Annotated in this window: 25 protein-coding genes and 1 pseudogene; 10 read left to right on the forward strand and 16 right to left on the reverse strand. The window is 70.3% G+C overall.

Features of this window, described 5'->3' with window-relative positions:
• Window positions 1-7: 7 nt before the first annotated feature.
• Together FHS29_RS34120 and FHS29_RS34125 are read right to left on the reverse strand one after the other, a co-directional pair.
• Window positions 8-436: a YciI family protein gene (locus FHS29_RS34120; RefSeq protein WP_184698453.1), complete on the reverse strand. Its 429-nt coding sequence runs from the start codon at window positions 434-436 to the stop codon at window positions 8-10.
• Between the two features lie 159 nt (window positions 437-595).
• Entirely contained in the window at window positions 596-1,033 is a 438-nt protein-coding gene (locus tag FHS29_RS34125; RefSeq protein WP_184698454.1) for a DoxX family protein, read from the reverse strand.
• Between the two features lie 311 nt (window positions 1,034-1,344).
• Between FHS29_RS34125 and FHS29_RS34130 the strand changes: the two genes are divergently transcribed.
• The 3 genes from FHS29_RS34130 to FHS29_RS34140 all read left to right on the forward strand — a co-directional run bounded on the left by FHS29_RS34130 (window position 1,345) and on the right by FHS29_RS34140 (window position 4,255).
• A complete protein-coding gene (locus tag FHS29_RS34130; RefSeq protein ID WP_184698456.1) occupies window positions 1,345-1,755 on the forward strand; it encodes a hypothetical protein in 411 nt (136 codons plus the stop codon).
• A 131-nt stretch (window positions 1,756-1,886) separates the two neighbouring features.
• The gene (locus FHS29_RS34135; RefSeq protein WP_184698458.1) at window positions 1,887-2,954 is read left to right on the forward strand and encodes an LLM class flavin-dependent oxidoreductase; all 1,068 of its coding nucleotides are present in this window, start codon (window positions 1,887-1,889) and stop codon (window positions 2,952-2,954) included.
• Window positions 2,955-2,974: 20 nt separating this feature from the next.
• Window positions 2,975-4,255 (forward strand): NtaA/DmoA family FMN-dependent monooxygenase, encoded by a 1,281-nt coding sequence (locus FHS29_RS34140; RefSeq protein ID WP_184698460.1) that lies wholly within the window; start codon window positions 2,975-2,977, stop codon window positions 4,253-4,255.
• A gap of 423 nt (window positions 4,256-4,678) precedes the next feature.
• Here the strand turns inward: FHS29_RS34140 and FHS29_RS34145 are convergent, their stop codons facing one another.
• From FHS29_RS34145 to FHS29_RS34170, 6 genes are all read right to left on the reverse strand, one after another.
• The gene (locus FHS29_RS34145) at window positions 4,679-6,172 is read right to left on the reverse strand and encodes a hypothetical protein (protein ID WP_184698462.1); all 1,494 of its coding nucleotides are present in this window, start codon (window positions 6,170-6,172) and stop codon (window positions 4,679-4,681) included.
• A gap of 22 nt (window positions 6,173-6,194) precedes the next feature.
• Window positions 6,195-6,758: a DUF3558 family protein gene (locus tag FHS29_RS34150; protein WP_184698464.1), complete on the reverse strand. Its 564-nt coding sequence runs from the start codon at window positions 6,756-6,758 to the stop codon at window positions 6,195-6,197.
• Between the two features lie 17 nt (window positions 6,759-6,775).
• Complete coding sequence (locus tag FHS29_RS34155; protein ID WP_184698466.1) at window positions 6,776-7,183, reverse strand: hypothetical protein; 408 nt, start codon at window positions 7,181-7,183, stop codon at window positions 6,776-6,778.
• Window positions 7,184-7,298: 115 nt separating this feature from the next.
• Window positions 7,299-8,051, reverse strand: a complete 753-nt coding sequence (locus FHS29_RS34160; RefSeq protein WP_184698468.1) for an ESX secretion-associated protein EspG — start codon at window positions 8,049-8,051, stop codon at window positions 7,299-7,301.
• Between the two features lie 417 nt (window positions 8,052-8,468).
• Window positions 8,469-8,885: a nucleoside deaminase gene (locus FHS29_RS34165; protein WP_221457179.1), complete on the reverse strand. Its 417-nt coding sequence runs from the start codon at window positions 8,883-8,885 to the stop codon at window positions 8,469-8,471.
• Window positions 8,882-9,712: an LLM class flavin-dependent oxidoreductase gene (locus tag FHS29_RS34170; protein WP_184698470.1), complete on the reverse strand. Its 831-nt coding sequence runs from the start codon at window positions 9,710-9,712 to the stop codon at window positions 8,882-8,884. The genes FHS29_RS34165 and FHS29_RS34170 overlap by 4 nt, the downstream gene beginning before the upstream one ends.
• Before the next feature lie 93 nt (window positions 9,713-9,805).
• On the opposite strand from FHS29_RS34170, the gene FHS29_RS34175 reads away from it, so the two are divergent.
• Complete coding sequence (locus FHS29_RS34175; RefSeq protein ID WP_184698472.1) at window positions 9,806-10,270, forward strand: Lrp/AsnC family transcriptional regulator; 465 nt, start codon at window positions 9,806-9,808, stop codon at window positions 10,268-10,270.
• Window positions 10,271-10,274: 4 nt separating this feature from the next.
• Here the strand turns inward: FHS29_RS34175 and FHS29_RS34180 are convergent, their stop codons facing one another.
• Both FHS29_RS34180 and FHS29_RS34185 read right to left on the reverse strand, forming a co-directional pair.
• A complete protein-coding gene (locus tag FHS29_RS34180) occupies window positions 10,275-11,147 on the reverse strand; it encodes a hypothetical protein (protein WP_184698473.1) in 873 nt (290 codons plus the stop codon).
• Window positions 11,144-11,743: an RNA polymerase sigma factor gene (locus tag FHS29_RS34185; protein ID WP_184698475.1), complete on the reverse strand. Its 600-nt coding sequence runs from the start codon at window positions 11,741-11,743 to the stop codon at window positions 11,144-11,146. The genes FHS29_RS34180 and FHS29_RS34185 overlap by 4 nt, the downstream gene beginning before the upstream one ends.
• A 205-nt stretch (window positions 11,744-11,948) precedes the next feature.
• Between FHS29_RS34185 and FHS29_RS34190 the strand changes: the two genes are divergently transcribed.
• Window positions 11,949-14,567, forward strand: coding sequence for a glycoside hydrolase family 3 protein (locus FHS29_RS34190; protein ID WP_184698477.1), 2,619 nt, complete (start codon window positions 11,949-11,951; stop codon window positions 14,565-14,567).
• On the opposite strand, the gene FHS29_RS34195 is transcribed toward FHS29_RS34190, so the two are convergent.
• Window positions 14,449-15,483: an EamA family transporter gene (locus FHS29_RS34195; protein ID WP_184698479.1), complete on the reverse strand. Its 1,035-nt coding sequence runs from the start codon at window positions 15,481-15,483 to the stop codon at window positions 14,449-14,451. The genes FHS29_RS34190 and FHS29_RS34195 overlap by 119 nt on opposite strands.
• Window positions 15,484-15,548: 65 nt before the next feature.
• Here FHS29_RS34195 and FHS29_RS34200 point away from each other — a divergent pair, with 65 nt between their 5' ends.
• Window positions 15,549-16,046, forward strand: a complete 498-nt coding sequence (locus tag FHS29_RS34200; protein ID WP_184698481.1) for a MarR family winged helix-turn-helix transcriptional regulator — start codon at window positions 15,549-15,551, stop codon at window positions 16,044-16,046.
• A gap of 97 nt (window positions 16,047-16,143) precedes the next feature.
• Here FHS29_RS34200 and FHS29_RS34205 read toward each other — a convergent pair whose 3' ends face one another.
• Both FHS29_RS34205 and FHS29_RS34210 read right to left on the reverse strand, forming a co-directional pair.
• Window positions 16,144-16,578, reverse strand: a complete 435-nt coding sequence (locus tag FHS29_RS34205; RefSeq protein WP_184698483.1) for a hypothetical protein — start codon at window positions 16,576-16,578, stop codon at window positions 16,144-16,146.
• Complete coding sequence (locus tag FHS29_RS34210) at window positions 16,571-16,951, reverse strand: hypothetical protein (protein WP_184698485.1); 381 nt, start codon at window positions 16,949-16,951, stop codon at window positions 16,571-16,573. Before FHS29_RS34210 ends, FHS29_RS34205 begins: the two co-directional genes overlap by 8 nt.
• Before the next feature lie 380 nt (window positions 16,952-17,331).
• Between FHS29_RS34210 and FHS29_RS38560 the strand changes: the two are divergent.
• Together FHS29_RS38560 and FHS29_RS34215 are read left to right on the forward strand one after the other, a co-directional pair.
• A pseudogene (locus FHS29_RS38560) lies at window positions 17,332-17,658 on the forward strand (DUF6359 domain-containing protein); the annotation flags it as partial.
• Window positions 17,650-18,444, forward strand: coding sequence for an endonuclease I family protein (locus FHS29_RS34215; protein ID WP_376774506.1), 795 nt, complete (start codon window positions 17,650-17,652; stop codon window positions 18,442-18,444). The pseudogene FHS29_RS38560 and the gene FHS29_RS34215, both read left to right, overlap by 9 nt.
• A 274-nt stretch (window positions 18,445-18,718) precedes the next feature.
• Here the strand turns inward: FHS29_RS34215 and FHS29_RS34220 are convergent, their stop codons facing one another.
• Window positions 18,719-19,867, reverse strand: a complete 1,149-nt coding sequence (locus FHS29_RS34220; RefSeq protein WP_184698576.1) for an ROK family transcriptional regulator — start codon at window positions 19,865-19,867, stop codon at window positions 18,719-18,721.
• A gap of 177 nt (window positions 19,868-20,044) precedes the next feature.
• Between FHS29_RS34220 and FHS29_RS34225 the strand changes: the two genes are divergently transcribed.
• Window positions 20,045-24,304 carry a GH92 family glycosyl hydrolase gene (locus FHS29_RS34225; protein WP_184698489.1) on the forward strand — a complete coding sequence of 1,420 codons (4,260 nt, stop codon included), beginning with the start codon at window positions 20,045-20,047 and terminating at the stop codon, window positions 24,302-24,304.
• A 79-nt stretch (window positions 24,305-24,383) separates the two neighbouring features.
• Here the strand turns inward: FHS29_RS34225 and FHS29_RS34230 are convergent, their stop codons facing one another.
• Window positions 24,384-24,938: a TIGR03086 family metal-binding protein gene (locus tag FHS29_RS34230; protein ID WP_184698491.1), complete on the reverse strand. Its 555-nt coding sequence runs from the start codon at window positions 24,936-24,938 to the stop codon at window positions 24,384-24,386.
• 62 nt (window positions 24,939-25,000) lie between these two features.
• Here FHS29_RS34230 and FHS29_RS34235 point away from each other — a divergent pair, with 62 nt between their 5' ends.
• Window positions 25,001-25,777, forward strand: coding sequence for an AraC family transcriptional regulator (locus FHS29_RS34235; protein WP_184698493.1), 777 nt, complete (start codon window positions 25,001-25,003; stop codon window positions 25,775-25,777).
• Here the strand turns inward: FHS29_RS34235 and FHS29_RS34240 are convergent.
• Entirely contained in the window at window positions 25,726-26,634 is a 909-nt protein-coding gene (locus FHS29_RS34240) for a cation diffusion facilitator family transporter (protein WP_184698495.1), read from the reverse strand. The two genes, FHS29_RS34235 and FHS29_RS34240, sit on opposite strands and share 52 nt — an antisense overlap.
• Window positions 26,635-26,663 lie beyond the last annotated feature (29 nt).

Genomic DNA, 26,663 nt, shown 5'->3' on the forward strand with positions numbered 1-26,663 from the left:
CGTGGGGTTACTTGTCCGCCTGCTGGGCGGCGATCTGCTGGCGCAGGCTCTCCTCGTGGTCCAGGACGTCCTGAGGGGCCTCGAAGTCCTCCGCCGAGAACACCTGGCGGATCTCGATCTGCGACTCCTCGCCGGTGGGGTTCGGCACCCGCTTCACCCACTCGACGGCCTCCTCCAAGGACTTCAGCTCCAGCAGCCAGTAGCCCGCGATGAGCTCCTTGGTCTCGGCGAACGGCCCGTCCACCACGGTGCGCTGGTCACCGTTGAAGTACACCCGCGCACCCTTCGCGCTGGGGTGCAGGCCTTCGCCGGCGAGCAGGACGCCGGCCTTCACCAGCTCCTCGTTGAACCTGCCCATCTCGCGGAGCACCTCTTCGCTGGGCATTGCGCCGGCTTCGGATTCCTGCGTGGCCTTGACGATCACCATGAAACGCATCTTCGTAGTCCCTTTCGGAGTGTTGACGTGCTCATCTTCGCTTGCGGGCGGGTGGGGTCACCGTGCGGTGGGGGTCGGGGAGCGTGTGGGTCGGGAGGTAGGTGGTGGGTCGGGAGGGGAGGTGGGTGGTGGGTCGGGCGAGGAGGCGGGTGGCTCGGGTCAGCGGCGGAACGCGCGGCTCAGCGTGAACGAGCCGGGTCCGAGCACCGCGATCAGCAGGAACGCCCAGCTGTAGATGGCGGCCAGTTCACCCATGTTGTGCATCGGCAGCAGAGCGGTCGGCTGGTGCACCACGAAGTAGGCGAACGCCATCGCGCCGGAGCACAGCACCGCCGCGGGCCGGGCCGCGACGCCGACCAGCACCAGGACCGAGCCGACGAGTTCGATCACGCTGCCCCACCAGCCGGGGAAGGAGCCGAACGGGACCGCCGTGCCCTGCCCGTCGATGCCGCCGAGCAGGCCGAACCCCTGGAGGCCGTGGCAGGCGAACAGGAAGGACACCACGATCCGGAAGGCGGCGAGCACGAGGTCGTTGCGCTTGGCGGTGGCGCTCTTGGTGGTGGCGGTCGTGGTGGTCTGCGGAGCGGTGGTGGTCATCTCTGCGGTCCCTTCTCGGTCGTCTTGCTTACGCGACGATCGGGGGTGGCACCGGATCGACACGGACCTCGAAGTTTTTTCGAGAATTTTGTTTCCGCAGGTCAGGCCGGGTGAGGGGGATGAGGTTGGGTGGATGAGGCGGGATGGGGGGTGGGTGGATGAGGCGTAGGGGTGGGTGGACGAGACGGGATGGGGGTGGGCGGATGCGGACGAACGTCGGAACCGGCAGCGCCCTGCGGGTGATCGTGTGCGGCCGGTGGGCGGACTTACAGTGACGCGTGAACGGCCATCTGTGGGTACGTGCTCGCTCCGTGCCCGACCACGCCCGCCTGCTCCGCAAGCTCGACCTGCCCCGTGTGCTGGCGGTGGTCGACGCGCACGCGGAGCCGGGTAGCCCGTACGCGGCGACGGGCGCGTTGCTCAGAGCCGTGGGGTCGGATCTCGCCGACCTGTCGTCCGCGGCGTTGGAGGAACCTTCCCGGGTCGCCCACTTCCTGGCGGGACTGCTCCGGGTCGAGGCGCCGTGCGCGGTGGTGGTGGAGAACGCCCAGCACGCCGATGTGGCGGACGCCGAGGTGCTCGCGGTGTTGCTGCACCGGGATGACGTGAGGCTGGTCGTGTGCACGGGGATGGAGCCGGTGTTCGATCCGCCTGGTGGGCTGCCCGCGGTGTCGTTCCGGGGTGCGTTGGCGTCGAGGACCGTGCTGGTCGAAGGGATCTGAACCACGGCCGGACCGGCCACGGATATTCCCGCCGCACGCGGAGATTCCTGACCCTTCCCACAGGATGGTCGACCCTGTGACCCGGTTCCCCGCTGCCGCAGAATCCGAAGGAGGTCGAAGGGAGTCGGGACATGGGAACTGGTCTGCACCTCGCCGTGGCGTTGGAGGGCACCGGGTGGCATCCCGTGACGCCGCCCGACGACGCGCGGTTCACGCCGGGGTACTGGGTCGACCTGGTGCGGGAGGCCGAGCGCGGCCTGCTGGACTTCGTCACGTTCGAGGACGACCTGGGTCCGGTCGGGCGGTTGGACTCGGTGCTGGTCGCGTCCCGGGTGGCGCCGCTGACCTCGCACATCGGGCTGATCCCGACCGCGGTCTCGTCGTTCACCGAGCCGTTCCACCTGTCCAAGGCCATCGCGACGCTGGACTACCTCAGCACCGGCCGCGCGGGCGTCCGGGTGCGGGGCTCCTGGTCGAACGAGCACGCCCGGCACTTCGGCCGGCGGACGTTCCCGGAAACCCCGGACGGCGTGCTGCCGGACGCCGCGGTGCAGGACGATCTGGTGGACGAGACCGCCGACTACGTGGAGGTGCTGCGCCGGCTGTGGGACAGCTGGGAGGACGACGCCGAGATCCGCGACGTCGCCACCGGGCGGTTCATCGACCGGGACAAGCTGCACTACATCGACTTCGCGGGCAACTGGTTCAGCGTCAAGGGGCCGTCGATCACCCCACGGCCACCGCAAGGTCAACCGCCGGTCGCCGTGCTGTCGCACGCATCCCGGATCCACGGCCTGGCCCGTCGCTCGGCGGACCTGGTGTTCACCACGCCGCACAGCGTGGACGACGTGCGGTCGATCGGCGCGGAAGTGCAAGGCCTGCACCACTTCGCGGATGTGGTGGTGTTCCTGGGCGCCGACGGGAAGGCGCGGGTGGAGGCGTTCGAAGGGCTGTGGTCGGACGCGCTGGTGTTCGGCGGGACGGCGGCGGAGTTGGCCGACTTCCTCTTGGAGTGGCACGAGGCCGGCGTGTCCGGGTTCCGGCTGAGGCCCGCCGCGTTGCCGGACGACCTGGTGGCGGTCACGTCGGAGCTGGTGCCCGAGTTGCAGCGGCGTGGCGTTTTCCGCACCGCGTACGAGGCTTCCACGTTGCGGGGGCACCTGGGTCTGCCCCGACCGGCCAACCGCTACGCCGCCTGAACCGCCCGAGAGGACGCGAGATGAAGCAGATCCACCTGGCCGCGCACTTCCCGGGCGTCAACAACACCACCGTGTGGAGCGACCCCCGAGCCGGCAGCCACATCGAGTTCTCGTCGTTCGTCCACTTCGCACAGACGGCGGAGCGGGCGAAGTTCGACTTCTTCTTCCTGGCCGAGGGTCTGCGGCTGCGGGAGCAGAACGGGCTGATCTACGACCTGGACGTGGTGGGACGGCCGGACACGTTCACCGTGCTGGCCGGGTTGGCGGCGGTGACGTCCCACCTGGGACTGGCGGGGACGATCAACTCGACGTTCAACGAACCGTTCGAGGTGGCGCGGCAGTTCACCTCGCTGGACCACCTGTCGGAAGGGCGGGCGGCGTGGAACGTGGTGACGTCGTGGGACGCGTTCACCGGGGAGAACTTCCGGCGGGGCGGCTACCTGCCCGAGTCGCAGCGGTACGAGCGGGCGAAGCGGTTCCTCGACGCGGCGACCGCGCTGTTCGACTCGTGGCGGGAAGGCGGGGCTTTCTCGTACCGTGACGAGTTCTTCGACATCGCGGGGAAGTTCGACCTGCCCCGATCACCGCAGGGGCGGCCGGTGATCCTGCAGGCGGGGGACTCGGACGAGGGGCGGGAGTTCGCCGCGGCGAAGGCGGATGCGATCTTCAGCCGGCACGCCACCCTGGCCGAGGGGCAGGCGTTCTACCGGGACGTGAAGGGGCGGCTGGCCAAGTACGGGCGTACGCCGGACCAGCTGGTGGTGCTGCCCGCGGCCACGTTCGTGCTGGGGGACAGCGACTCGGAGGCCCAGGAGCTGGCGCACGAGGTGCGGCGTCAGCAGGTGAGCGGGCAGACGGCGATCAAGTTCCTGGAGCAGCTGTGGAACCGTGACCTGTCTTCGTACGACCCGGACGGGCCGTTGCCGGAGATCGATCCGGTGGTGGGGGAGAACACGATCGCCCGTGGGCGGGCCAGTGTGCGGCAGTACCGGGATCCGTTGGGCAAGGCGCGGGAGTGGCGTGAGTTGGCGGCGGCGAAGAAGCTGTCGATCCGGGAGCTGGTGATCGAGACCACGGCCCGGCAGACGTTCATCGGGTCTGCTTCGACGGTGGCGACGCAGATCAACGAGCTGGTGCAGGCGGATGCCAGTGACGGGTTCATCTTGGTGCCGCACGTCACGCCGGGTGGGTTTGATGCCTTCGCGGATGCGGTGGTGCCGTTGTTGCAGGAGGGTGGGGTGTTTCGGTCGGAGTATGTGGGGTCCAGTTTGCGGGATCATCTGGGGGTGGGGCAGGGGTGAGGGTGGGGCGGGGGTGAGGGGGTAGCAGCGTCCTGCTGGGCGGGTGGCCTCGCCGGACGGGGCCTCGTCTGAAGGGCGTAAGGGCGTCCTCGCCGGACGGGCAGACCGCCAAGGATCCCTACAAGAGCCCTGCAAAGCTCTTCGAGCTTTGGAGGGCGGTGGGTCTGCGTGTCATCCCCGTATGGCCAGGTCAAAGACAACCACATGCGTCAAGGGCAGATCGATCATGTGTGTGCGGTGGTCGCGGGTGTCGATCTGCCCTTGACACATGCGGTTCCCTGCGGGCAGGCCATACGGGGATGACACGCAGGCGGAGAGGTGTGCGCTGCGCGCGGGTTAGGCGTTCGGGTGGCGTGTGGTGGCTTGTGTCGAGGAGTGTCGCGGGGAACCTGTGGTAGGTCCCGCGACACTCCTCTCCGTACCTCATTGGCTCCAGTCGCCGATGACGGGCGGGGCGGTGGTGCCGGGGGTGCCGAATACCTCGTCGGGGTCGGGTTCGACCAGGTAGGACGGGGTTTCGTGCTCGATGTCCTCTTCGCCGCGCGCACCGGTTGGTCCGACGCCGGGCATGCCGGGCATTCCGCCTGGTCCGGTGGTGCCGCGTCCGGTGGCTGCGGTGGTGCCGGGGCCGGTCGGTCCGCTGCGGGGTGCGCCTGGCGTTGCTGCTCCGGGGTTTCCGGCTGCGCCGCCGGGTGGTGTGCCGGTACCTGGCGGGAACCCGGCTGCGCCTCCGGTGCCGAAGGCCCTGGCTGCTGCGGCGCCGCCGGGTAGGCCTCCTGGTCTGCTGCCGGGGGTGCTTGGCCTGGCGGCCGGTGTGTTGCTTCGGCCGGGTGGATGGCCTGTGCCGCTTGGGGTTCTGCCTGGCGCTCCACCGATGACGGGTAGTGGGCCGGTGCCGGGGCCGTTCTTCGGGTTCTGCACCGGGGCGTAGGTCGGGGTGAGGGAGGCTCCGCTGGTTTGCGTCGAGCCGCCCGGGGTGTTGGCCGATTGGCTGCTGGGATCGGCCTTCGGGATGCTGGGCTGCGCGGTGGCGGTCGAGGTTTCCGTGGTGCCGTTGACAGTGGGGGTCGGTGTGCGGCCGGGTGGGGTTTCCGGGGTTGGTCGGGGGGCCGGGGTCGGGTCGACGCGTTCCTTCGGCGGGGTGGGAGCGGGGGCGAATGCGGGTTGGGCCGCTGAGGTCTGGGCTACCGTGCGGTCGTAGGTTTCTACTACGCGGGCGGCTTCCTGGTGGTCCTTCTGCTGTTGTTCGAAGGCTGCGCGGTCGGCGGCGGCCTGTTGGGCCAGTTGGATCGGGTCGGTGATGGACAGGAGCCTGTCGTTGGCCGCTCGCACGTCGAACGGTTCGGCCGGTGGTGGGGGCACGGTGTTCTTGGCGTCTGCCAGCGCTCTTGACTGTTGGGTGAACAGGGTTCCGGCCAGTTGCGCCGAGACACCCGTCTCGCCGGCGCGGTTCCCCATGTCCGCCAACGCCTGTCGTGCGCCGTTGCCGGCCTCGCCCACCCAGTCGGCCTCGCTGTTGCCGATCGCGGTGGCGATGGCCTGGTGGAAGGTGGCCAGTTTGTTGCCCAGCTCGGTCCAGTCGGTGCCCATGTCGCCCACCCGCCCCGGATCCACGCCCTCGTGCACGCTGTCGTACAGCCGCTGGTGCGGGATCCCCAGGTAGAAGACGCCGGGGTCGGCCGGTGCGGAGCGGGTGAGCACGCCGTCTTTCAGTTGCGCTGCTTGACGGTCCAGCAGGTCGTCGACGCGGCCGGGGTCGACCAGACCACCGATGTAGGGACCGAACGGTCCGTACTCCGTCTTGTACTCGCGGTCGACGCGCTGCTGCAACTCCTCGCCCGTGCTGCTCTCGGAGTGGTGGTCCAGGCGGTAGCGGCGGTACACGTCTGATGGCTGCCCGGGAGCCCCGTGCGTCATCGCTCTGTCCTCTCCCTGCCGGTCACGGCAGTCTCGGCTCGACCAGCTCCGCTATCCGCAACGCGAGTGGACACGGGTCCTGGCCGGTCGCGTTCAGCACTACGTCCACGCGCGAGGAATCGGTGACGCCCAAATAGATCCCGCAACTGCCGGTCGCACCGAGCAGTTCTTTCGCGGCGCGGTCGCCGACCTTGATGTCCTTGATCACGCCCCCGTTGGGCTGCACGCCGGACAGTCCCACGTTGGTGCGGATACCGACCGCGAACGTGGCCGGCTTGGGCGCGAACACGCAGGACCTCGCCGTGCCGATCACCTCCTTGGTCGGCTCCTTGCGCAGCGCTCCCAACGCGTCGGTCACCTCGTCGGTGGTGACCAGGGTGCAGGGATCGGTGTCCTCCAGGGAAACCGGTGAGCCGGCGTTGCCCGACGGGCTCGCCGAGGTGCTGCCGGACGGGCTGGGCGAGGTGCTGCTGCCCGCGGTGCTCGCACCGGACGCGGGTCGGGCGTCCCCGGAGACCGGCCCACCGCAGGCGGCGACGGCGAGCAGTGCGGTCAGCAGGACGGCCAGGCTGGTTCGAGAGTTCACGGGTGCTCCCCGGTCGGTTAGGCGCTGAGGGTCGAGCCGCCGATGTTCTGCAGGCCTTGCGCGCGGTCGTCGTCGGTGGACCGGTAGCTGCCCATCGCCTGCTCCACGTTGGTGCGCAGTCGTGCCAGGTCTTCCTTGAACTTGTCGATCGCCGGTATGAAGCCCTGCGCGGGATCGGTGGCGATGGACGCCAGGAACGGCTTGTAGACCTGTGCCGCCGGTGTCGTGCCGAGCGGGGGTTCCTGGGCGAGCATCTCGGCACGCATCAGCGTTTCCTCAGCGGCCTGGATCATGTCGTCGATCGCGTTGAGCAGTGCCTGGCCGCCTGACTGGCTGATGGTGAACCCGGCCGCCGTGGCGGCCTGGAATCCGGCGACCGCGTGGGACATCCCGCTGAGGCCGGCGATCACGCCGTCTACCGCCATGCTGTTCTCACTCCCCTGGAGGACACCTGATCTGACGCTCGGTACAGTCTTTGTGACAAAGAGTGATGGCACGATCCGGTGGGTCGGACGCGCGGTTCGCGGAGTCGGTGCCGGGTCATCCGGGTGAATCCAGCAGACGGGTCAGCCGGCGGCTCAACGTCGCCTGGTCGGCCGGCGTGTAGGTGGCGGACGGCGGCCCGTTGCGCTCGGCGCCGGGGATCACGGCGTACCGGCCGACGTCGGTGTCCAGGTAGCCCACGGTGCCGAGGTCGGTGCCGTTCGACGTGACCGCCGTGAAGTAGCCCGCGCCCAGCCTCGGGCGGCGCAGGATCTCCTCCACCACCGCGCGCGACGACGGCGCCGCGGGCTTGAGCCTGGTGGTGAAGCGGAACTCGGAGAAGTCCTCGTCCACCGGGCGGATCGGTGCCGAAGTGTCCGTGACGGTGACCGACGAGCCGGGGCCCGGGCGGACGGCGGGGAGCAGGTCGACCAGCGCCCGCACGACGGTGTCCGGGTGGCGCGGCTGGAACTCGACGGACTCGCCGTGCTGCACCGCGAGCACGCCGGCCCGTCGGTCGCGCACGGCCAGCGCCACCGGACGGCTGTCCCCGGACGTGCCGACCAGCGCGACGGCCGCACGCCCCCCGGCGAACAGGCGCAGCGGTTCGACCAGCTCGGGCGCGAACTCGTCCCCCCGGACGAGGTCGCGCGCCGTCAGGGAGCGGTGCACCGCGGCCACCACGGCCAACCGCTCCTCGCGGGTCGAGCCGTGGTGGCCGATGGTGAACGGGAAGCGCCGCACGTTGATCCGCAGCGCCTCGCCGAGTGCGTCCAATTCGGCGAATGAGCACACGATCCCCGTCGCCACGCGGAAACCCCACCCTTCCCCCTTCGGCCGTGGGCCATACTGGCAGGGCGGGTGTCGAAACCACGTGCGACAAATGCGGATTTCACTCGAAGCCTAACCGTTCGGGCGAACGTCTCAGGCTTCAATCACTCTGTGTCGGGTGTGATTGCCGGGATAACCCACGGTCCTCATCTTCGCAGGCCACCGACTGGCGCGTCACTCCTTCGGATGCCACCAGGACGGGTGACGGCAGGTCGGCGCCATTCCGGGCGACTATGACGACGGATGGCTCGGCCGAGGTCGAGAGGGGCGTTGCGGCAATACGAGTTTCCGTCAATTCCAGGCGAATGTGGAACGTTGTCCCAACACGGTTTGTTCGTCGCATCAACAGTCGAGGCGGCGAGTGGCACCTGTGAGCACGCACCACGTCGCGGGCGGCTAGGGGTAGTAGCCCTCCACGGGCACGCGGGCCTCGTCGAAGAGCGCGGGGCCCTCGGTGGGCACCTCGGGGAAGCCGCCGGAGGTCTTCAGGCTGTTGAGCTGCTCGGTGGACAGCGCGAACACCACCCGCCCCAGCCCGGAACGCGCCAACGCGCCCGCGCACATCCCGCACGGCTCGCAGCTGGTGTACATCGTGGTGCCGGCGGCGGTCTCGGCGTCGAGTTCGCGTGCCGCCCAACGGGCCAGCTTCAGCTCCGGGTGGGCGGTGATGTCGTCGTCGGTGAGGCTGGAGTTGCGCTCCTCCGCCAGGACCGTCCCGTCCGGCCCCACGAGCAACGACCCGAACGGCGGGTTCCCGCCCGCGCGGGCTTCGGCGGCGAGTGCCACGGCACGGCGCAAGTGCTGGTCGTTCAACGGAATTCCTTTCGTACGGTGGCAAGTGCGTGCCACGCCTGTTCGGGATGCCGGGTCTCCTCCGGATCGCCCGCGAACGGATCCAGCACCACGGCCTGCGCGCCCTGTGCGCGCAGCTCTGCCAAGTCGGCGACCACCTGCTCGACGGACCCCTCGCCCATCCGGCGGTCCGCCAACGGCTCGTCGGTGATCCGCAGCAGGATTCGGGGAGCCAAGGCGGGCAACGGTTTCTGCTCCTCCTCGGCGATGACTTCCAGCCGTGCCAACGCGGTCCGCCACGCGGTGTGCGTGAGTCGCAGGCTGTGCCAGGCGTCGCCGTGCCGGACCGCGCGGCGCAGTGCCGCGTCGCTGTGGCCGCCGACCCAGATCGGGATCCGTCCCGGCCCGTAGTCGGCTTCGTCCTGCCACGCCCCGCGCACCGCCACGATGAGTTCCTCGGTGAGCTTCCCCCTTCGCGCGTAAGGGACTCCGAGCGCCTCGAACTCCTGCCGGGCCCACCCGACGCCGACGCCCAGCACGAACCGGCCACCGCTGAGCTGCGAGAGGTTCGCCGCCATCCGGGCGACCAGCAGCGGGTGCCGGTACGGCGCGATCAGCACCGTGGTGCCCAACGTGATCCGCTCGGTCACCCCGGCCAGCCACGACAGCGTCGTGAACGGCTCGTAGAACGGAGCGGGGTACTGCTCCGCGACGTCCGGCGTCACCGCCACGTGGTCGGACACCATCAGCAGGTCGAACCCGAGCCCCTCCACGGTCCGGGCCCAGTCGCGCAGCACGGCCGGTGAGGTGCCGGGGCCGAAGTTGGGGACGTTCACACCGATCAGCACGTGATCAAGGCTATGCGTCGGCGCACGATTCCTGAAGGGGCTCCTCACGGCGTTGACCGGCCAAGACCGTGGATTCCCCGGTAGATTGACCGGATGACCGAGACCCTGGACGCGACCGACTGGGCGATCCTGGCCGAGCTGCAACGGGACGGCCGGATCGCGCTCACCGAGTTGGGTCGCCGGGTCAACCTCAGCGCGTCGGCCACCACCGAACGCGTCAAGCGGCTGGAGTCGGCGGGCGTCATCACGGGCTACCGCGCCGCCGTCGACCTGGACAAGGTCGGGTTCACCGTGCTGGCCGTGGTGCGCCTGAAGTACCCGGGCAACCAGCACCAGCCGCTGAGGAAGCTGCTGGGCGAGCGCACCGAGATCCTGGAGTGCCTGCGCACCACGGGCGAGGACTGCTACACGCTGAAGATCGCCGCCACCTCGATGCCACACCTGGAGCGGGTGGTCAACGAGCTGACGGCGTTCGGCAGCACCACGACCAACATCGTCTACAGCCAGACGTTGCCGTACCGGGGTGTGGCCGGAAGGCCGCCGGAGCGGCCTTCCTGACCGGTCACCGCCAGCGGGTCGCCGGCGCGCAGGTCGCCGGGTCGGCCCCGTTCGACCCGCTGTGGATCACCTTCCGGTCCTCCGGCGTGACGAAGCACCGGCCGTTCAGGTCGTTGCTGGAGCCGAGCTGCCTGCCCACCGAGTCGTACGCGCGGATCTCGCCCATGGTGTCGTCCTCCGGGATGGCCCACGTGGTCGGGTGCACGATCCGCGCCACGTAAGTGCCGTTGGCGACGGTGGCTTCCACGGTCCGGCCGTCGTTGGTGTACGTCACCCGGGCCACCTCCGGAGAGACCCGCCCGGACACCGCGCGCCAACCGTGCTGTCCCCGGTAGACGCTCTTGTTCCCCGGCACGTCGCCGCCGGCCATGCCGCTGTTGTGGTCCACCGAGAAGTGGCCCGGCAGCCAGTCGAGGGCGAGCCCGGCGGCGAGCCCGGAGTTGAACGGCATCGCGGGACCGTCGATCGTGCAGTCCAGCGCGGTGTCCCGCGTGTAGAGCAGACCGAACTTGCCCGCCTCGTCCTCGACGTACTGGTACAGGGTGGCCTGCCCCTGCACGCCCGCGACGGTCGGGCAGCCTTCCTCGATCTCCACGACCCGCTGCGGCGACAGTCCGGGGATGACCGGCCTTGTCTGCGCGGGCGTGGTCGCCGACGCGGTGCCGGTGGTGCTCTGGGCAGGGGCGACGGTGTTGTTCCGCTGCCACGGCGCGAGGAACGCGACGGCGGCGACCACCGCGACCACGGCGACCGTGGCGGTGATCAAAGGCGCGTAACGGAAAGCCCGGCGGGCGGTGACGGCGCGTTCGAGCTGAGCGCGGATCTCGGCCTGACGACCGGGCGGCAGGTCCCGGGCCGGGGGCAGTGTGCGGTTCATCGGTCCTCCACGGGGATCGCGGTGAGCGGGACGACCTCGCGCTGCGCGTCGAGCAGCTTGCCGAGCCGGGCCTTGGCCTTGCTGACCCGCGCCCGCACGCTGCCTTCCGCGATGCCGAGCACGGCCGCCGCGTCGGCGTACGACACACCCGACCACACGCACATCGCCAGCGCCTCGCGTTCGTTGCGCGGCAACCGGTTCACCGCGCCCAACAGCTCCTCCATCCGCCGTTGGTCGTCCACCCTGGCCGCCACCTGGTCCGCGTGGTCGGGGATCGGCTGTTCCACCGGCACGCGGTGGAACAGCCGCAGCCGGCGCGCCACCGTGCGCCGGTCGCTGCGCACCACGTTGGTGGCCACGGCCAGCAGCCACGGCAGCGCGGAGTCGCGCTCCAACCGCAGCCGGTCCCGCTTGCGCCACGCCACCAGGAACGTGTTCTGCAAGTGGTCCTCGGCGGCGGACCAGGACGCGGTGAGCCGGAAGCAGTGGTTGTAGACCGCCTTCGCGTGCCGGTCGAACAGCACCCCGAAGGCGAACCCGCTGCCCCCCGCTGCCTGGGACCACAGCGCGCGGTCGTCAGGGTCTTCGGTCGTCATGCCTGTTCGTGTCCACCCGGAGCGGAAGTGTTGCCTGGATATCGCCGAAATCCCAGGCTACTGCGCCGCTGCCACCAGCGCGGACCCGGAGACGTCCTCTTGACCTGCGGGGAAGCGCTCTCATGAAGGTCTTGACCGAAACAGTCCACGCGAAGAGGATCGGCACGACAACGCCGTCGCTCCCCGCCGAGGAACGGACCAGCAGATGTCCCGCAGACACCTGAGCACCGCACTCGCCGCCCTGCTCGCCACCGGTTTGCTCACCGGGGCCGCCGGCGCCGCACCCGACCCGTCACCCCGCCGCCCGGTCATCGGCGAGCCCCGCACCGAACACGGCTGCGCGCGGATCGAGAAGACCCTGCCCACCCTGGCCGACTGGCCACAGGTCCGCAGCCGGGTGCGGTCCACCCCGGCCGACGAACGGCGCATCCGCCGCATCGTCGAGTCGATGACCCTGGCCGAGAAGGTCGGCCAGATGACCCAGCCGGAGATCGCCGCCATCACCCCGGACGAGGTCCGCGAGTACGGCATCGGCTCCGTGCTCAACGGCGGCGGCTCGTGGCCCGGCCGCGACAAGCACGCCGCGCCACAGGCCTGGCTGGACCTCGCCGACGCCTACTGGGACGCCTCCAGGGCCACCCGCACCCAAGTCCCGGTGATCTGGGGCATCGACGCCGTGCACGGCAACAACAACGTCTTCGGCGCGACGGTCTTCCCGCACAACATCGGCCTGGGCGCGGCCCACGACCCGTGCCTGGTCCGCGACGTCAACGAGGCGACCGCCGAGCAACTCCGCGCCACCGGCCAGGACTGGGCGTTCGCGCCGACCCTGGCCGTGGTCCGCGACGACCGCTGGGGCCGCACCTACGAGGGCTTCTCCGAGGACTCGAGGATCACCCGCGCCTACGGGTACGAGGCGGTCAAGGGCCTCCAGGGCGAGGGCCGCCGCCGGGTGGACGTGCTGGCCACGGCCAAGCACTTCATCGGCGACGGCGGCACGACCGGCGGCAGGGACCAGGGTGTCAACGCGTCCTCCGAAGCCGAGATGATCAACCTCCACGGGCAGGGCTACTACGGCGCGCTGGCCGCCGGCGCGCAGACCGTCATGGTGTCGTTCAACAGTTGGAAGAACGACGATCTGGGCATCGACGAAGGCAAGCTGCACGGCAGCAAGCTCGCCCTCGACGACATCCTCAAGGGCAAGATCGGCTTCGACGGCCTGGTGGTGTCGGACTGGAACGGCATCGGCCAGGTCGCCGGCTGCACCAACGCGAGCTGCCCGCAGGCCGTCAACGCCGGCATCGACGTGGTGATGGTGCCCAACGACTGGAAGGCTTTCATCGCCAACACCACCGCGCAGGTGGAGAGCGGCCAGATCCCGATGGCCCGCATCGACGACGCGGTGACCCGCATCCTGCGCGTGAAGCTGCGCAGCGGCGTGCTGGACGGCAGGAAGCCCTCCGAACGCGAGCACGCCGGTTCGGCGCAGGCGTTGGAGGCCCGGGAGCTGGCCCGTGAAGCGGTGCGCAAGTCGCAGGTGCTGCTGAAGAACGACAACCACGTGCTGCCGCTCAAGCCCCGCTCCAAGGTGCTGGTGGTCGGCAAGAGCGCGGACAGCCTCCAGAACCAGACCGGCGGCTGGACGTTGACCTGGCAGGGCACCGGCAACACCAACGCGGACTTCCCCGACGGCACCACCATCCTCGGCGGCCTGCGCGAAGCGTTGGGGGACGGCGACGTCGTGTTCTCGGAGACCGGCGACGTCGACCCGGCGGGCTTCGACGCGGTGATCGCGGTGATCGGCGAGACCCCGTACGCGGAGGGCGTCGGCGACATCGGCAAGCGCACGTTGGAAGCCGCGAAGCTCTACCCGAACGACCTCGCGGTGCTGGACAAGGTCAGCGGCAGGGGCGCACCCGTCGTCACGGTCTTCGTGTCGGGCCGCCCCTTGTACGTCAACAAGGAGCTGAACCGCTCGGACGCGTTCGTCGCCGCGTGGCTGCCGGGCACGGAGGGCGGTGGTGTCGCGGATCTGTTGGTGCGTGGGCGTTACACCTATCCGGGATTCACCGGCACGCTGTCCTACTCGTGGCCGCGCAGCGCGTGCCAGACACCGCTCAACCCCGGCCAGGCAGGCTACGACCCGTTGTTCGAGCCGGGCTACGGCTTGCGTTCGTGGCAGACCGGCAACGTCGGCCGACTGGACGAGACGTCACCGGACTCCGGCTGCTCGGGCAACGGTGGCGGTGGCACGGCGACCGAGGACCTGGAGCTGTTCAACCGGCGGGACATCGCGCCGTACAAGGGTTTCATCGGCTCGCAGGACAACTGGGGCGGTACCGAGATCGGTCCCGACGGCGAAGCCGCGCACAGCCCGGTCAACGTGCTCCCGGCCGACGTCAACGTGCAGGGCGACGCGCTGAAGACGACCTGGACCGGCACCGGTCCGGGCCAGCTCTACCTCCAGGACTCGGCCGGTGGCAGTGATCTCCGGGGTTACCTCAACGCCGACGCCGCCCTGGTGTTCGACGTGATCGTGCACCAGGACCCGGCGAACCGCACGGTGGTCAGCGTGCACTGCGTCTACCCGTGCTTCGCCGAAGTGAACGCCAGCAACCTGTTCAGCGGTCTGCCGAACGGGACGAAGGCGACGGTGAAGATCCCGGTGTCTTGCTTCGCGGCCGGGGGACTGGACCTGGAGAACGTCAACACCCCGTTCCTGGTCTACACCGACGGGCCGTTCCAGGCGTCGTTCGCGAACGTCCGGTGGGTGCCGAAGGCGGCACTCGACCCGGACGCGCGAACGTGCGCCGAACTCGGCTGACCGAGGGGGACCAGCCGAAGGGGACTGACCGAAGGGGCGGGCGCCGACCGGCCCGCCCCCGACTCGGCAGCCGACCGGTCCTCCCTCGGGTCTGCGCGACGACCAGTGCGGCAAGAACGACAACGGCTCCGAACGCCTGTGCCACGGTCAGGTCCTGGCCCAGCGCGAGCCACCCCACGGCGGTCGCCACCACCGGGCTGAGCAACCCGAGGAACGTCACCTCGGTGGCCGGCAGCAGACCGATGCCCCGGAACCACAGGCTGTACGACAAGGCCGCGCCGACGGTGGCCAGGTACGTGTACCCGGCCACGTTCGTCGCCGACAGCGCCGGCGGGGCACCTTCCACCAGCAGCGTGACCGGCAGGAGCAGCAGGCCGCCCGCGACGAGCTGCCAGCCGGTGGAGGCCAGCAGCGGTGCCGGTGAGCGCCATCGCTTGCTCAGCACGGTCCCGGCCGCCATCACGGCCGCGCCGCCGAGCGCCGCCGTCACGCCGATCCAGTCGAGTCGCGCGTCGGCCCGCAGCACCAGCAGGCTCACCCCGGCCACGCCCGCGACCGCCGCGAGCGCGACCCGCAGCGTCATCCGCTGACCGAGCAGCCCGGCGGCGAGCCCGGCCACCATCAGCGGCTGCACCGCGCCCACGGTCGCCGCCACCCCGCCCGGCAGCCGGTACGCGGCCAGGAACAGCAGCGGCAGGAACGCGCCGATGTTCAGCGCGCCCAGCACCAGCGAGCGCCACCACCAGTCGCCGGCGGGCAGTCGCCGGGTCACCGCGACCAGCAGCAGGCCCGCCGGCAGCGACCGGAGCAGGGCGGCCAGCAGCGGGCGGTCCGGCGGCAGGTACTCGGTGGTGACGAGGTACGTCGTGCCCCAGGTGGCGGGGGCCAGCGCGGTGAGCAGCCGGTTGCTTAGCACTAAGTCAAACTAGCTCATCGCTAAGGTAGTTCTGCGGTGATTTGCCTCACCGCTAAGGTAGTGGCGTGACCGACCACGTGGACCTCGTGCTGGAGCAGTGGCACGCGCAGCGCCCTGACCTGGACGTCTCGCCGATGGCGGTGATCGGCCGGCTGTCCCGGCTGGCTCGTCTGGTCGACGGGGAACTGCGCAAGACGTTCGCCTCGCACGGCCTGGACCGCGCGTCGTTCGACGTGCTGGCGACCTTGCGGCGCAGCGCCCCGCCGCACCGGCTGACCCCGACCGAGCTGATGCACGCGTCGATGGTCACCTCCGGCGCGATCACCCAGCGGCTGGACCGGCTGGAAGCGCGCGGCCTGGTCACCCGTGAACCGAGCGAGGTCGACGGTCGGGGTGTGGTGGTCGCGCTGACCGCCGAAGGCCAGGCCCTCTTCGACCGGACGCTGCCAGACCATCTGGCCACCGAGCATCGGCTGCTCGCGGCGTTGAGCCCCACCGAACGGAGCGGGCTCGCGAACACCCTGCGGGCGGTGTTGGAGTCACTCGGCGACGTCCGGGGTTGATCCCGTCCGATCCGGCCGCAGATCCCTGGCATGGTGAGCGGGTAACCGACCTACGTGTCCAACGGGCTCCCAGCCACGACCGCGCTGTCCGACCGGCTCATCCCGATCCCGGGTTGACCGCCGCCCGCCGCGGACCCGCCGTCCGTCGCAGCCACAGCAGGCCCAGCACCGGCAGCACCAACGGGATGAAGACGTACCCGCTGCCGAAGTCGGACCACACCGTCGCGTCGGGGAACCACGACGGCACCAGGAGGCTGACGGCGCCGACCACCAGCACGCCCGCCAGTTCCACCGCGCAGGACAGGAAAGCCACCCGCCGCGACGCACGGCTGCCGACCGCCAGCGTGACCGTGGCCAGCAGGTAGACCACGGCCGCCAACGCGGACAGCAGGTAGGCGACGGGGGCTTCACCGAAGCGCGTCGCGATCTGCACGGCGGATCGCGACGTCGCGGCGATCGCGAAGATCCCGTACACGGCGATCAGCAGCCGTCCCGGCCCGGAGCGCGTCGCGAGGGCGAGGTCGTCAGCCATGGCCGGCCCACACCTGGTGCAGCCGCAGGATCATCACCGGCACGCTGAGGCAGCCCACCAGCAGCACCGACGCACCCCACCGCGACCGTTCGGCCAGCGCCCAGAACCCGGCCAGCGGCAGCACCAGCACCGGCGCGACCAGGTAGCCGACGAACGTGGGGCCGGAGATGTCCCGGTCCAGCCCCACCAGCCGCACGACCCCGATCACGGCCTGCACCAGCAGCCCGACCTCCAGCAGCACCACCACGCCCGCGATGCCGAGCGTCAGCTTGGTCTCCAGCGTCAACGGCTTGTCGAGCACCACGAGCAGCAACGCCCAGGCAGCCGCCACCAGCGCCAGCACGGTCAGCGCCACGGCCAACGAGTCGATCATCGGGTCAGGTCCTCCAACGGCGGGTCCACCGGGAATCTATCCCCGCCTGCCCCGCCGGTCGTCGGCGGCCGTTCCGGAACCCCGGCCGGACCGGCCGCTCGCCGGGTGGCGCCCCAGCGTCCGGCGACGCCTCCGGGTGGTCCTTGGCCGGCACCGACCTGCCATCTCGTCGTCGGTGACGATTCACTCGACAGTGGCCACTTTCGTGCGATCCTGCCTGGGTGATCAGCACCGGTTGATCACGCACAGTCAGGTCCTGGTCGGCGGGCCGGCACCCTGCGCCGCCGCTCTCGGGGAGAGGACACCCAGCCGTGCGAAAGTTCCCTTGGCGCTTGACTGGCCTACTGGCCGCCGGCGCCACCGTTGTCGCCACCCTGCTCGTGCCCACCACCGCCGCAGGAGCCGCGCCGATCACCGTCGCGCAGGCCATCGGTCAGCAGAACGGCTCTTCGGCCACCGTGCGGGGCTACGTCGTCGGGCAGCCGACCGCGGCCACCACCGTGGTCCGGTCGAACTTCCCCTCCGACTACGCGTTGGCGCTGGCCGACACACCCGACCAGACCAACTCCAGCCAGATGATCTACGTGCAGATCACTTCGTCGTTCCGCTCGGCGTGGGGGCTGCGGACCAACCCCGGCCTGCTCGGCGCCCGGATCGACGTGACCGGTCCCCTCACCGCGTACTTCTCGCATCCGGGACTGACCTCGCCGACGGCGTTCGCGTCGGCCGGCACCGCGCCCACCACCACGTCCACCACCGCGACACTCCCGCCGACGAGCACGACCGGCGCACCGGGCGGCGACTACGACCCGACGTACTACCGGGACGCCATCGGCAAGTCCGGGTCGTCGTTGAAAACCGTCTTGCACCAGATCATCAGGACGAACACGAAGTTGTCGTACGACCAGGTGTGGAACGCGCTGAAGGTGACGGACGAAGACCCGGGCAACGCCGCGAACGTGGTCCTGCTCTACAGCGGCCGGTCGCAGAGCAAGTCGACCAACGGCGGCAACGCCGACGACTGGAACCGCGAGCACGTCTGGGCCAAGTCCCACGGCGACTTCGGTACGGCCACCGGACCCGGCACCGACCTGCACCACCTGCGGCCGGAAGACGTGTCGGTGAACGCGAACCGCGGCAACAAGGACTTCGACCTGGGCGGATCGGTGGCGGCCGAGGCGCCGGGCAACTACACCGACGGCGACTCGTGGGAGCCGCGCAACGCGGTCAAGGGCGACGTGGCCCGGATGCTCTTCTACATGGCGGTCAGGTACGAGGGCGGCGACGGCTTCGCGAACCTGGAACTGAACAACAACGTCGGCAACGGCACCGCGCCGTACATGGGCCGCCAGTCGGTGCTCCTGCAGTGGCACGCCCAGGACCCGCCGGACGCGTTCGAGAAGCGCCGCAACCAGGTCATCTACGACGCCTACCAGCACAACCGCAACCCGTTCATCGACCACCCGGAGTGGGCCCCGTCGATCTGGAACTGACCGCCGGCGCCGGACTCGCGACCGGGCTCCGCGACCGGGTTCCGGAACCGACCGCAGGTCGTTGTCACACGGGGCAGGTGTTTTCGGGCGCGGCACCTGCCCCGTGTACGGCCGGAAGGGGACCACGTCCCCCGTACTCCCCGTCCGGCTCCCCTTGCAACAACGGAAGGACACACACCCTCCAGGAGGAGGTGTGGTAACGCTATGCCAGTACTGGCTAGTTAACACCTACGACAATTGAGTGAATCACCAGGCGGGTGCCACTCGACTACTCTCAGAGAGTGACTGCTCCCCGGCGGTCGAAGACGAGATCGCGGGCCGACCGCAACCCCATCGCGATGGCCCCGCTGAGCACCGCGCCGTCGCCCAACTCGCCCGCCACGATCCGAGGCGCGAGCGGCGTCATCCTGCGCAGCGCCGCCTCCAGCGGCTCCTGCAGCAGCCCGGTATTGCTACCGATGCCGCCGCCCAGCACGACCAGTTCCGGATCTATCACGGCGGCCACCGAGGCCACCAGGTACGCCAGCCGCCCGGCCTCGTCCCGCACCGCGCGCAGCGCCCGTTCGTCACCGGACTTCGCCAGCGAGAACACGTCCCGGGCGGACTTGGCGGTGGTGACGCCGTGTTCCTTCGCCAGCGCCACGACGGATTCCGCGGCCGCGGCGGCCTCCAGCTGGCCGCGCACCTCACGGTCCACTTCGGACGGAGGACCGTAGGGCAGGTAGCCGACCTCGCCCGCCGCGCCGTGCGCGCCCCGGAACAGCCGGCCGTCCACGACGATGCCCATGCCGATCCCGGTGCCCACCGTGACGCACACGAACACGTCCACGTTGCGCGCCGCGCCGTACGCGCGTTCGCCCACGGCCGTCAGGTTCGCGTCGTTCTCGACCACCAGCTCGGGGCCGAGTTCGGCCTCCAGCTCCTCCAACAGGCCCCGCCGCTCCAAGCCGGGTAGGTTCGGCGCGTGGTGCAGGGTCTGGTTGCGCGGGTCGGGCACGCCGGGCGTGCCGATGACCTTCACCACCAGGTCGTCCAGCGACAGGCCGGCGTCGGAGGCGGTGCGGGCGGCCAGTTCGCGGACCGTGCGCACCAGCGCACCCGCCGACCGGCACCGGTTGCGCTCGTCCACCCGCGCCTTGACCGAACCCGCGAGGTCCGCCACGGCGACCCGGATGCGCTGCCGGCCGATGTCGATGCCCAGCACGTGCCCGGCAGCCGGGTTCGGCTCGTACACCATCGCCGACCGGCCCGGACCGGCCGTGGTGCGACCGACGGTGCGCACCAGGCCGTGCTGCTCCAGATCGAGCAGCGCCTGGCCCACGGTCGGCTTGGACAGCCCGGTCTCCTTCGCGATCTGCGGTCTGGTCGCGGGACCACCGCGGCGCAACCGGTCGAGCACAGCGCGCTGGTTGAGCACGCGCATACCAGCGGGTGTGCCCACCTGGGGCGACTTGCGGACCGTCACAGCGAGCGAGTGTAGATCGGGTGGAGCAGTGATCGGACAGGCTTGCGGACAAGCTGCCCGGACGGTCTTGACAACGATGTCAACCGGCGGTTTCGCTGGCCCGCGAGGCGGTTGCCGAGGTGAGAGGCGTGCGCGATGGGGCACCTGCGGAGATCACTGGTCGTGGCGACGACGGCTGCGGTGGTGCTGTCGGGCGTGGGAGGCTGGTCGTCCGCGACCGCCGCACCGGGGGAGCCGACCGTGAGCGAAACGCTGTTCGCCACATCGTTCGAAGACGGGCAACCGCAGCCCAAGTGGGCGAGCACGGTGGAGACGGACGCGAACGGCACGCCCAAGACCTCCGGCGTCGACGGCACCGACTCCACCGGCATCCCGGGCAACGTCACCGACCGGGTCGTCGACGTCGCGGCCGGCTCGGAGCACGCCGAAGCCGGTGAGGTCAAGGAGAACCTGGTCGACGGCAACACCGCGTCGAAGTGGCTGGCCTTCGCGCCGACCGGGTGGGCGCGGTTCACCTTCCCCGAGCCGGTCGCGGTCCGGCGGTACGCCCTGACCTCGGCCAACGACGCCCCCGAGCGCGACCCGAAGGACTGGGCGCTGCGCGGCTCGAACGACGGCTCGGCGTGGACGACGATCGACACGCGGGCCGGTGAAGCGTTCGCCTCGCGCTTCCAGACCAAGCTCTACGACATGCCGAACACCACCGAGTTCCGCTTCTACCAGCTGGACATCACGGCGAACCACGGTGACGCCGGACTGATGCAGCTGGCCGAGGTCCAGTTCTCGGACGGCTCCACCACGCCGCCCGCGCGGAACATGCGCACCACCGTGGGCAGGGGCGCCGTCGGCGGCTACAACGCGAAGGCGGGCGCGGGCTTCACAGGCGTGAAAGCGTTGCGGTACCAGGGAACGCACGTCGCCACCGGGCGCGGGTACTCGTACAACAAGGTGTTCGAGGTCGACATCCCGGTGACGTCCTCGACCGAGCTGTCGTACCTGATCTTCCCGTCGTTCATCACCGACGACCTGGACTACCCGAGCACGTTCGCGTCGGTGGACCTGGCGTTCTCGGACGGCACCTACCTGAGCGGGCTGGGGGCGCGCGACCAGCACGGGTTCGAGCTGTCGCCGGGCGGCCAGGGCGCGGCGAAGTCGTTGTACACCAACCAGTGGAACCGGGTCGCGTCCGTCGTGGGATCGGTGGCGGCGGGCAAGACGATCAAGCGGATCCTGGTGGCGTACGACAACCCCGAGGGGCCGGGCGCGTTCAACGGCTGGATCGACGACATCACCGTGAGGTCCGCGCCGGTCGTGGTCGAACGGGCGCGGCCGACGGACCACGTGCTCACCACCCGCGGCACGAACTCCAGCGGGAGTTTCTCGCGCGGCAACAACTTCCCGGCCACGGCCGTGCCGCACGGGTTCAACTTCTGGTCGCCCATGACGAACGCGGGCTCGATCAGCTGGCTCTACGAGTACGCCAAGGGCAACAACCGGGACAACCTGCCGACGTTGCAGGCGTTCACCGCGAGCCACGAGCCCAGCCCGTGGATGGGGGACCGGCAGACGTTCCAGGTGATGCCGTCGACCGGCACGCCGACCGCCGACCGCGCGCTGCGGTCCTTGCCGTTCAAGCACGAGAACGAGACCGCGCGGGCGCACTACTACGGCGTGGAGTTCGAGAACGGGATGCGTGCCGAGATCGCGCCGACCGACCACGCCGCGCTGTTCCGCTTCACGTTCACCGAGGGCACGTCGAACCTGGTGTTCGACAACGTGAACAACAGCGGTGGTCTCACGCTGGACCCTGCCTCCGGCGTCGTCACCGGCTTCTCCGACGTCAAGAGCGGCCTGTCGACCGGTGCGACGCGGCTGTTCGTGTACGGCGTGGTGGACCGCCCGGTGAAGGCGAGCGGGCGGCTGACCGGCGCGGGCCGGGACGACGTCGCGGGCTACCTCCAGTTCGACACGTCGGCGGACAAGACCGTGACGCTGCGGATCGCCACCTCGTTGATCGGCGTGGAGCAGGCCCGTCGCAACCTGGAACTCGAAGTGTCCAGTTCGGACACCTTCGAGTCGGTGCGCGACCGGGCACAGCGGGCGTGGGACGAGATCCTGCGGGTGGTGGAGGTCGAAGGCGCCACGGAGGACCAGCTGACCACGCTGTACTCCAACCTGTACCGGCTCTACCTGTACCCGAACTCCGGCTTCGAGAACGTCGGCACGGCTGCCGAGCCGGAGTACCGGTACGCGTCGCCCGTGCAACCGGCCGGGCCGTCGACACCGACCCGGACCGGCGCGAAGGTCGTGGACGGCAAGGTCTACGTCAACAACGGGTTCTGGGACACCTACCGCACGACGTGGCCCGCCTACAGCCTGCTCACCCCGTCGAGAGCGGGGGAGCTGGTGGACGGGTTCGTGCAGCAGTACCGCGACGGCGGCTGGATCTCGCGCTGGTCCTCGCCCGGCTACGCCAACCTGATGACCGGCACCAGTTCGGACGTGGCGTTCGCGGACGCGTTCGTCAAGGGCGTCGAGGGCTTCGACGTCAAGGCGGCGTTCGACGCGGCGGTGAAGAACGCGACCGTCGCGCCGCCGAACGCGGGCGTCGGCCGCAAGGGCCTGGACACCTCGATCTTCACCGGCTACACCGCCACCGCCACCGGCGAAGGCATGTCGTGGGCGATCGAGGGCTACGTCAACGACCACGGCATCGCCAACATGGCCAAGGCGTTGCACGAGCAGACCGGCCAGGCGGACTACCTGGCCCAGTACGAGTACTTCGCGAACCGGGCGCAGAACTACGTCCACCTGTTCGACCCGAACACGAAGTTCTTCCAGGGACGCAAACCGGACGGCTCCTGGCGGGTGCCGGCCGCCGAGTACGACCCGCGCGAGTGGGGCCACGACTACACCGAGACCGACGGCTGGAACATGGCGTTCTCGGTGCCGCACGACGGTCAAGGGCTGGCGAACCTGTACGGCGGGCGGGAAGCGCTGGCGCAGAAGCTGGACGAGTTCTTCGCCACGCCGGAGACCGCGAAGTTCCCCGGCTCGTACGGCGGCGTCATCCACGAGATGACCGAGGCGCGGGACGTGCGGATGGGGCAGCTCGGGCACAGCAACCAGGTGTCGCACCACATCACCTACATGTACGACTACGCCGGGCAGCCGTGGAAGACGCAGGAGAAGGTCCGCGAGATCCTGTCCCGGCTCTACCTGGGCAGCGAGATCGGCCAGGGCTACCCCGGTGACGAGGACAACGGCGAGCAGTCGGCGTGGTACCTGTTCAGCGCCCTGGGCTTCTACCCGTTGCAGATGGGCAACCCCACCTACGCGATCGGTTCTCCGCTGTTCACCAGGATGACGGTGAACCTGGAGAACGGTCGCAAGCTCGTGGTGAACGCGCCGAAGAACAGCGCCCGCAACATCTACGTGCAGTCGTTGAAGGTCAACGGGAAGCAGTGGGACAAGGCCTACCTGCCGCACGCCGAGATCGCGCAGGGCGGCACGCTCGACTTCGAGATGGGCTCCACGCCGTCGAAGTGGGCCACGGGAGCGGACGCCGCGCCGCCGTCGCCGACCACCGGCACGGAACCGGCCAAGCCGCTGCGGGACGTGACCTCGTCGGCGACCGTCACCGGCTCGCGTGCGGTGACCTCGTTGCTGGACAACACTTCCCAGACGTCCGGCAGCGTGTCGTGGCTCCAGGTCGACCTGCCGGACAAGAAGGAGAAGGCGGAGTTCTACACGCTGACGTCCGGCAAGGACTCCGGCGACCCGGTTTCGTGGGTCCTGAAGGGTTCGTACGACGGGAAGAACTGGTCCACCGTGGATGAACGCTCCGGTGAGGTCTTCGCGTGGCGGCAGCAGACCAGGGCGTTCAAGATCCCGCAGGCCGGGCACTACCGGCACTACCGGCTGGAGTTCCCGTCCACGGCCACGTTGGCCGAAGTCGAGTTGCTGGCGAAGCCGTTCGTCACGTGCACGACAACCATCACCGACGAGCACCGGGGGCCGTTACAGGTGCGCGGCGTTACGTGCGTGGACGGCGGCACGGTCACCGGCCCGGTGGTGGTGAACGCCGGCGCGTCGCTGTACGTCTTCGGCGGGAAGCTGCGAGGGCCTGTGTCGGCGTCCGGCGCGGCGGCGTTGGTGCTGGTGGACACCGAGGTCCGCGGTCCGGTCACGGTCACCGGCTCGACCGGTGAGGTGGCGGTCGAGCACTCGGCGGTCGGTCCGGTCGACCTGGTCGCCAACCGGGGCGGCACGGTGGTCGCGGCGAACACCGTGGGCGGGCCGCTGTCCTGCACGACCAGCGACCCGCCGCCGGTGGACAACGGATGGGCGAACGAGGTGCGTGGGCCGAAGATCGGCCAGTGCGCGAAGCTGTGACGACCGGCGCCGTGATTTCCAGCGCCGTGACGACCGGCGCTGTGACGACCGGCGCGGCTGGGGCTCCGCTCGGGCCGCGCTACGCCTTCCGCCCGGTGAGGCCGAGCACGCGGTCGAGCATCGGCGCGTCGTCCGGGACGGGCACCTCGGGGCCGTAGAGGCCCAACTCCCGGCCCATCCCGGCACTGCCCAGCAGGTCGCGGTGCACGAACGCCAGCAGGTCCCCGTCCCACACCGGCCGCAGGCCGACGGCGGTGGCCAGGTCCCAGCCGTGGACCAGCACCTCGGTCACCGTCATGCCGCCGACCACCTCGGCGGGCAGCTCCTGCGGCGAGCCCACGCTCGTCACGCCCGTCCAAGCCGCGGGTGCGCTCCACGCCGTTGCCGTGCGTTCGAGCTGCTCGGCCAGGCGCGGCTGCCAGCCGTCCAGGTCGACGTCCGCTTCCGCGCCGGCGGGCGTGAAGGGCGGCTCCTTGCGGGCGGCGGCTTCCAGGGCCGGGCCCCAGAACAGCAGGTGCCGGATCAGCCGGCGCACGTCGAACTCCGCGCACGGCGTCGGGGCGTCCAACTGGTCGGACCGGATGTCGTCGATGATGCCCAGGACGGGAGCCGCGGCCTGTTCAACCAAGTTCATGCCGGCACGGTACGGGCCGGGCTCGTCGGGGGTATTGAACAAACGCGACATACCCTGACCTGGTGCGGGACGAGCGGGAACTGGACTGGCGGAGGCATCAGCGGCACGAGTTCCGGCTGCCCTCCGACGATCTCGCGCCCTACGTCGTCCGGTACTGGATCGTGGAGTGGTCCTACGAACGGCCGTACCGGCAGCTGATCGTGCCGTACCCGAACGTGCACCTGGTCTTCCGCGACGGGCAGGCGTCGGTCAGCGGGGTGGCGAGCCGGCACGCGTTCCGGGAACTCGACGGCGACGGTCGGGTGCTCGGCGTGATGTTCCGCCCGGGCCGCTTCCGGGCGTTCCTGGGTGCGCCGGTCCGGTCGCTGACGGACCGGACCGTGCCGTCGGCGTTCCCCGACCTGCCCGGTGCGGTGGACGTGCCGGCGGTGGAGGCGATGCTGCGATCGTGCCTACCGGCGGACCCGGACCCGGCGGCCGAACTCGCGGCCGGGATCGTGGAGACGATCATCGCCCGGCCGGAGATCACCAGGGTGTCCGTGCTGGCCGAGGAGACCGGGCGCAGCCCGCGGCAGTTGCAGCGGCTGTTCGCCGAGCACGTCGGCGTCGGCCCGAAGTGGGTCATCCGGCGCTACCGGCTGCACGAGGTGACCGAGCGGATGGCGGCCGGCGGGCGGATCGACTGGGCGGCGCTCGCGGCCGGCCTCGGCTACGCCGACCAGGCGCACTTCGTCCGCGACTTCACCGCGATGTTCGGCGAGACCCCGACCGGCTACGCGGCCCGGTATCACCAGGAGATCTCCCGGCACCGCTTGGCGGAATCGCCGGGCTCGACCTGAAGCGTGGCGTGCTCGATGTGGTACCGGTCGGCGAGCAGCGTCTGCGCCGCCTCCAGCACCACGACCGGGTCGGCGTCCGCGTGGGTGGTGAGGTGCGCCGAGGCGACCTCCATGCCCGACGTCAGCGTCCACACGTGCAGGTCGTGCGCCTCCTCCACGCCGTCCAGCCGGCCGAGTTCGGCCTGCATCGCGTCGATGTCGAGCCGCTCCGGGGCGTGCTGGAACAGGATCCGCAACGCGCCCGCGGCGAGCTTCCACGTGCGCGGCAGCACCCACAGGCCGATCGCGACACCCATGACCGGGTCGGCGTAGCGCCAGCCGAAGACCAGCGTCACCGCGCCGCTGACGAGCACGCCGACCGAGCCGATGAGGTCGGCCAGCACCTCCAGGTACGCGCCGCGCACGTTGATGCTGTCCTTCGCGCCCTCGCGGAGCATCAGGAACGAGGCGACGTTCGCCACCAGCCCGGCGGCGGCGGCCAGCACGACCGGCAGGCCGGGCACCTCGGGCGGGTTGCCGAACCGCCCGAAGGCCTCGAACACCACGTACCCGGCCACGCCGAACAGCAGCACGGCGTTGGCCAGCGCGGCGAGCACCTCGGCCCGGTACAGGCCGAACGTGCGGCTGCCCTGGAACGAGGCGCGGCGGGCCAGCAGGATCGCGGTGAGGGCCATGCCCACGCCCAGGACGTCGGTGAGCATGTGGGCGGCGTCGGAGATGAGCGCAAGCGATTGCGTCGCGAAGCCGACCGCGAACTCGAGGACCATGAAGGCCGCCCCGATGCCGAACGCGATCCACAACTTGCCGAGGTGCTTCGCGCTCCCCGAGGAGACCCCGTGGCCGTGACCGTGACCCATAGGGGAAACATATAGTCACATGCGCATGA

It is taken from the genome of Saccharothrix tamanrassetensis, from assembly GCF_014203665.1.
GTDB lineage: Bacteria > Actinomycetota > Actinomycetes > Mycobacteriales > Pseudonocardiaceae > Actinosynnema > Actinosynnema tamanrassetense.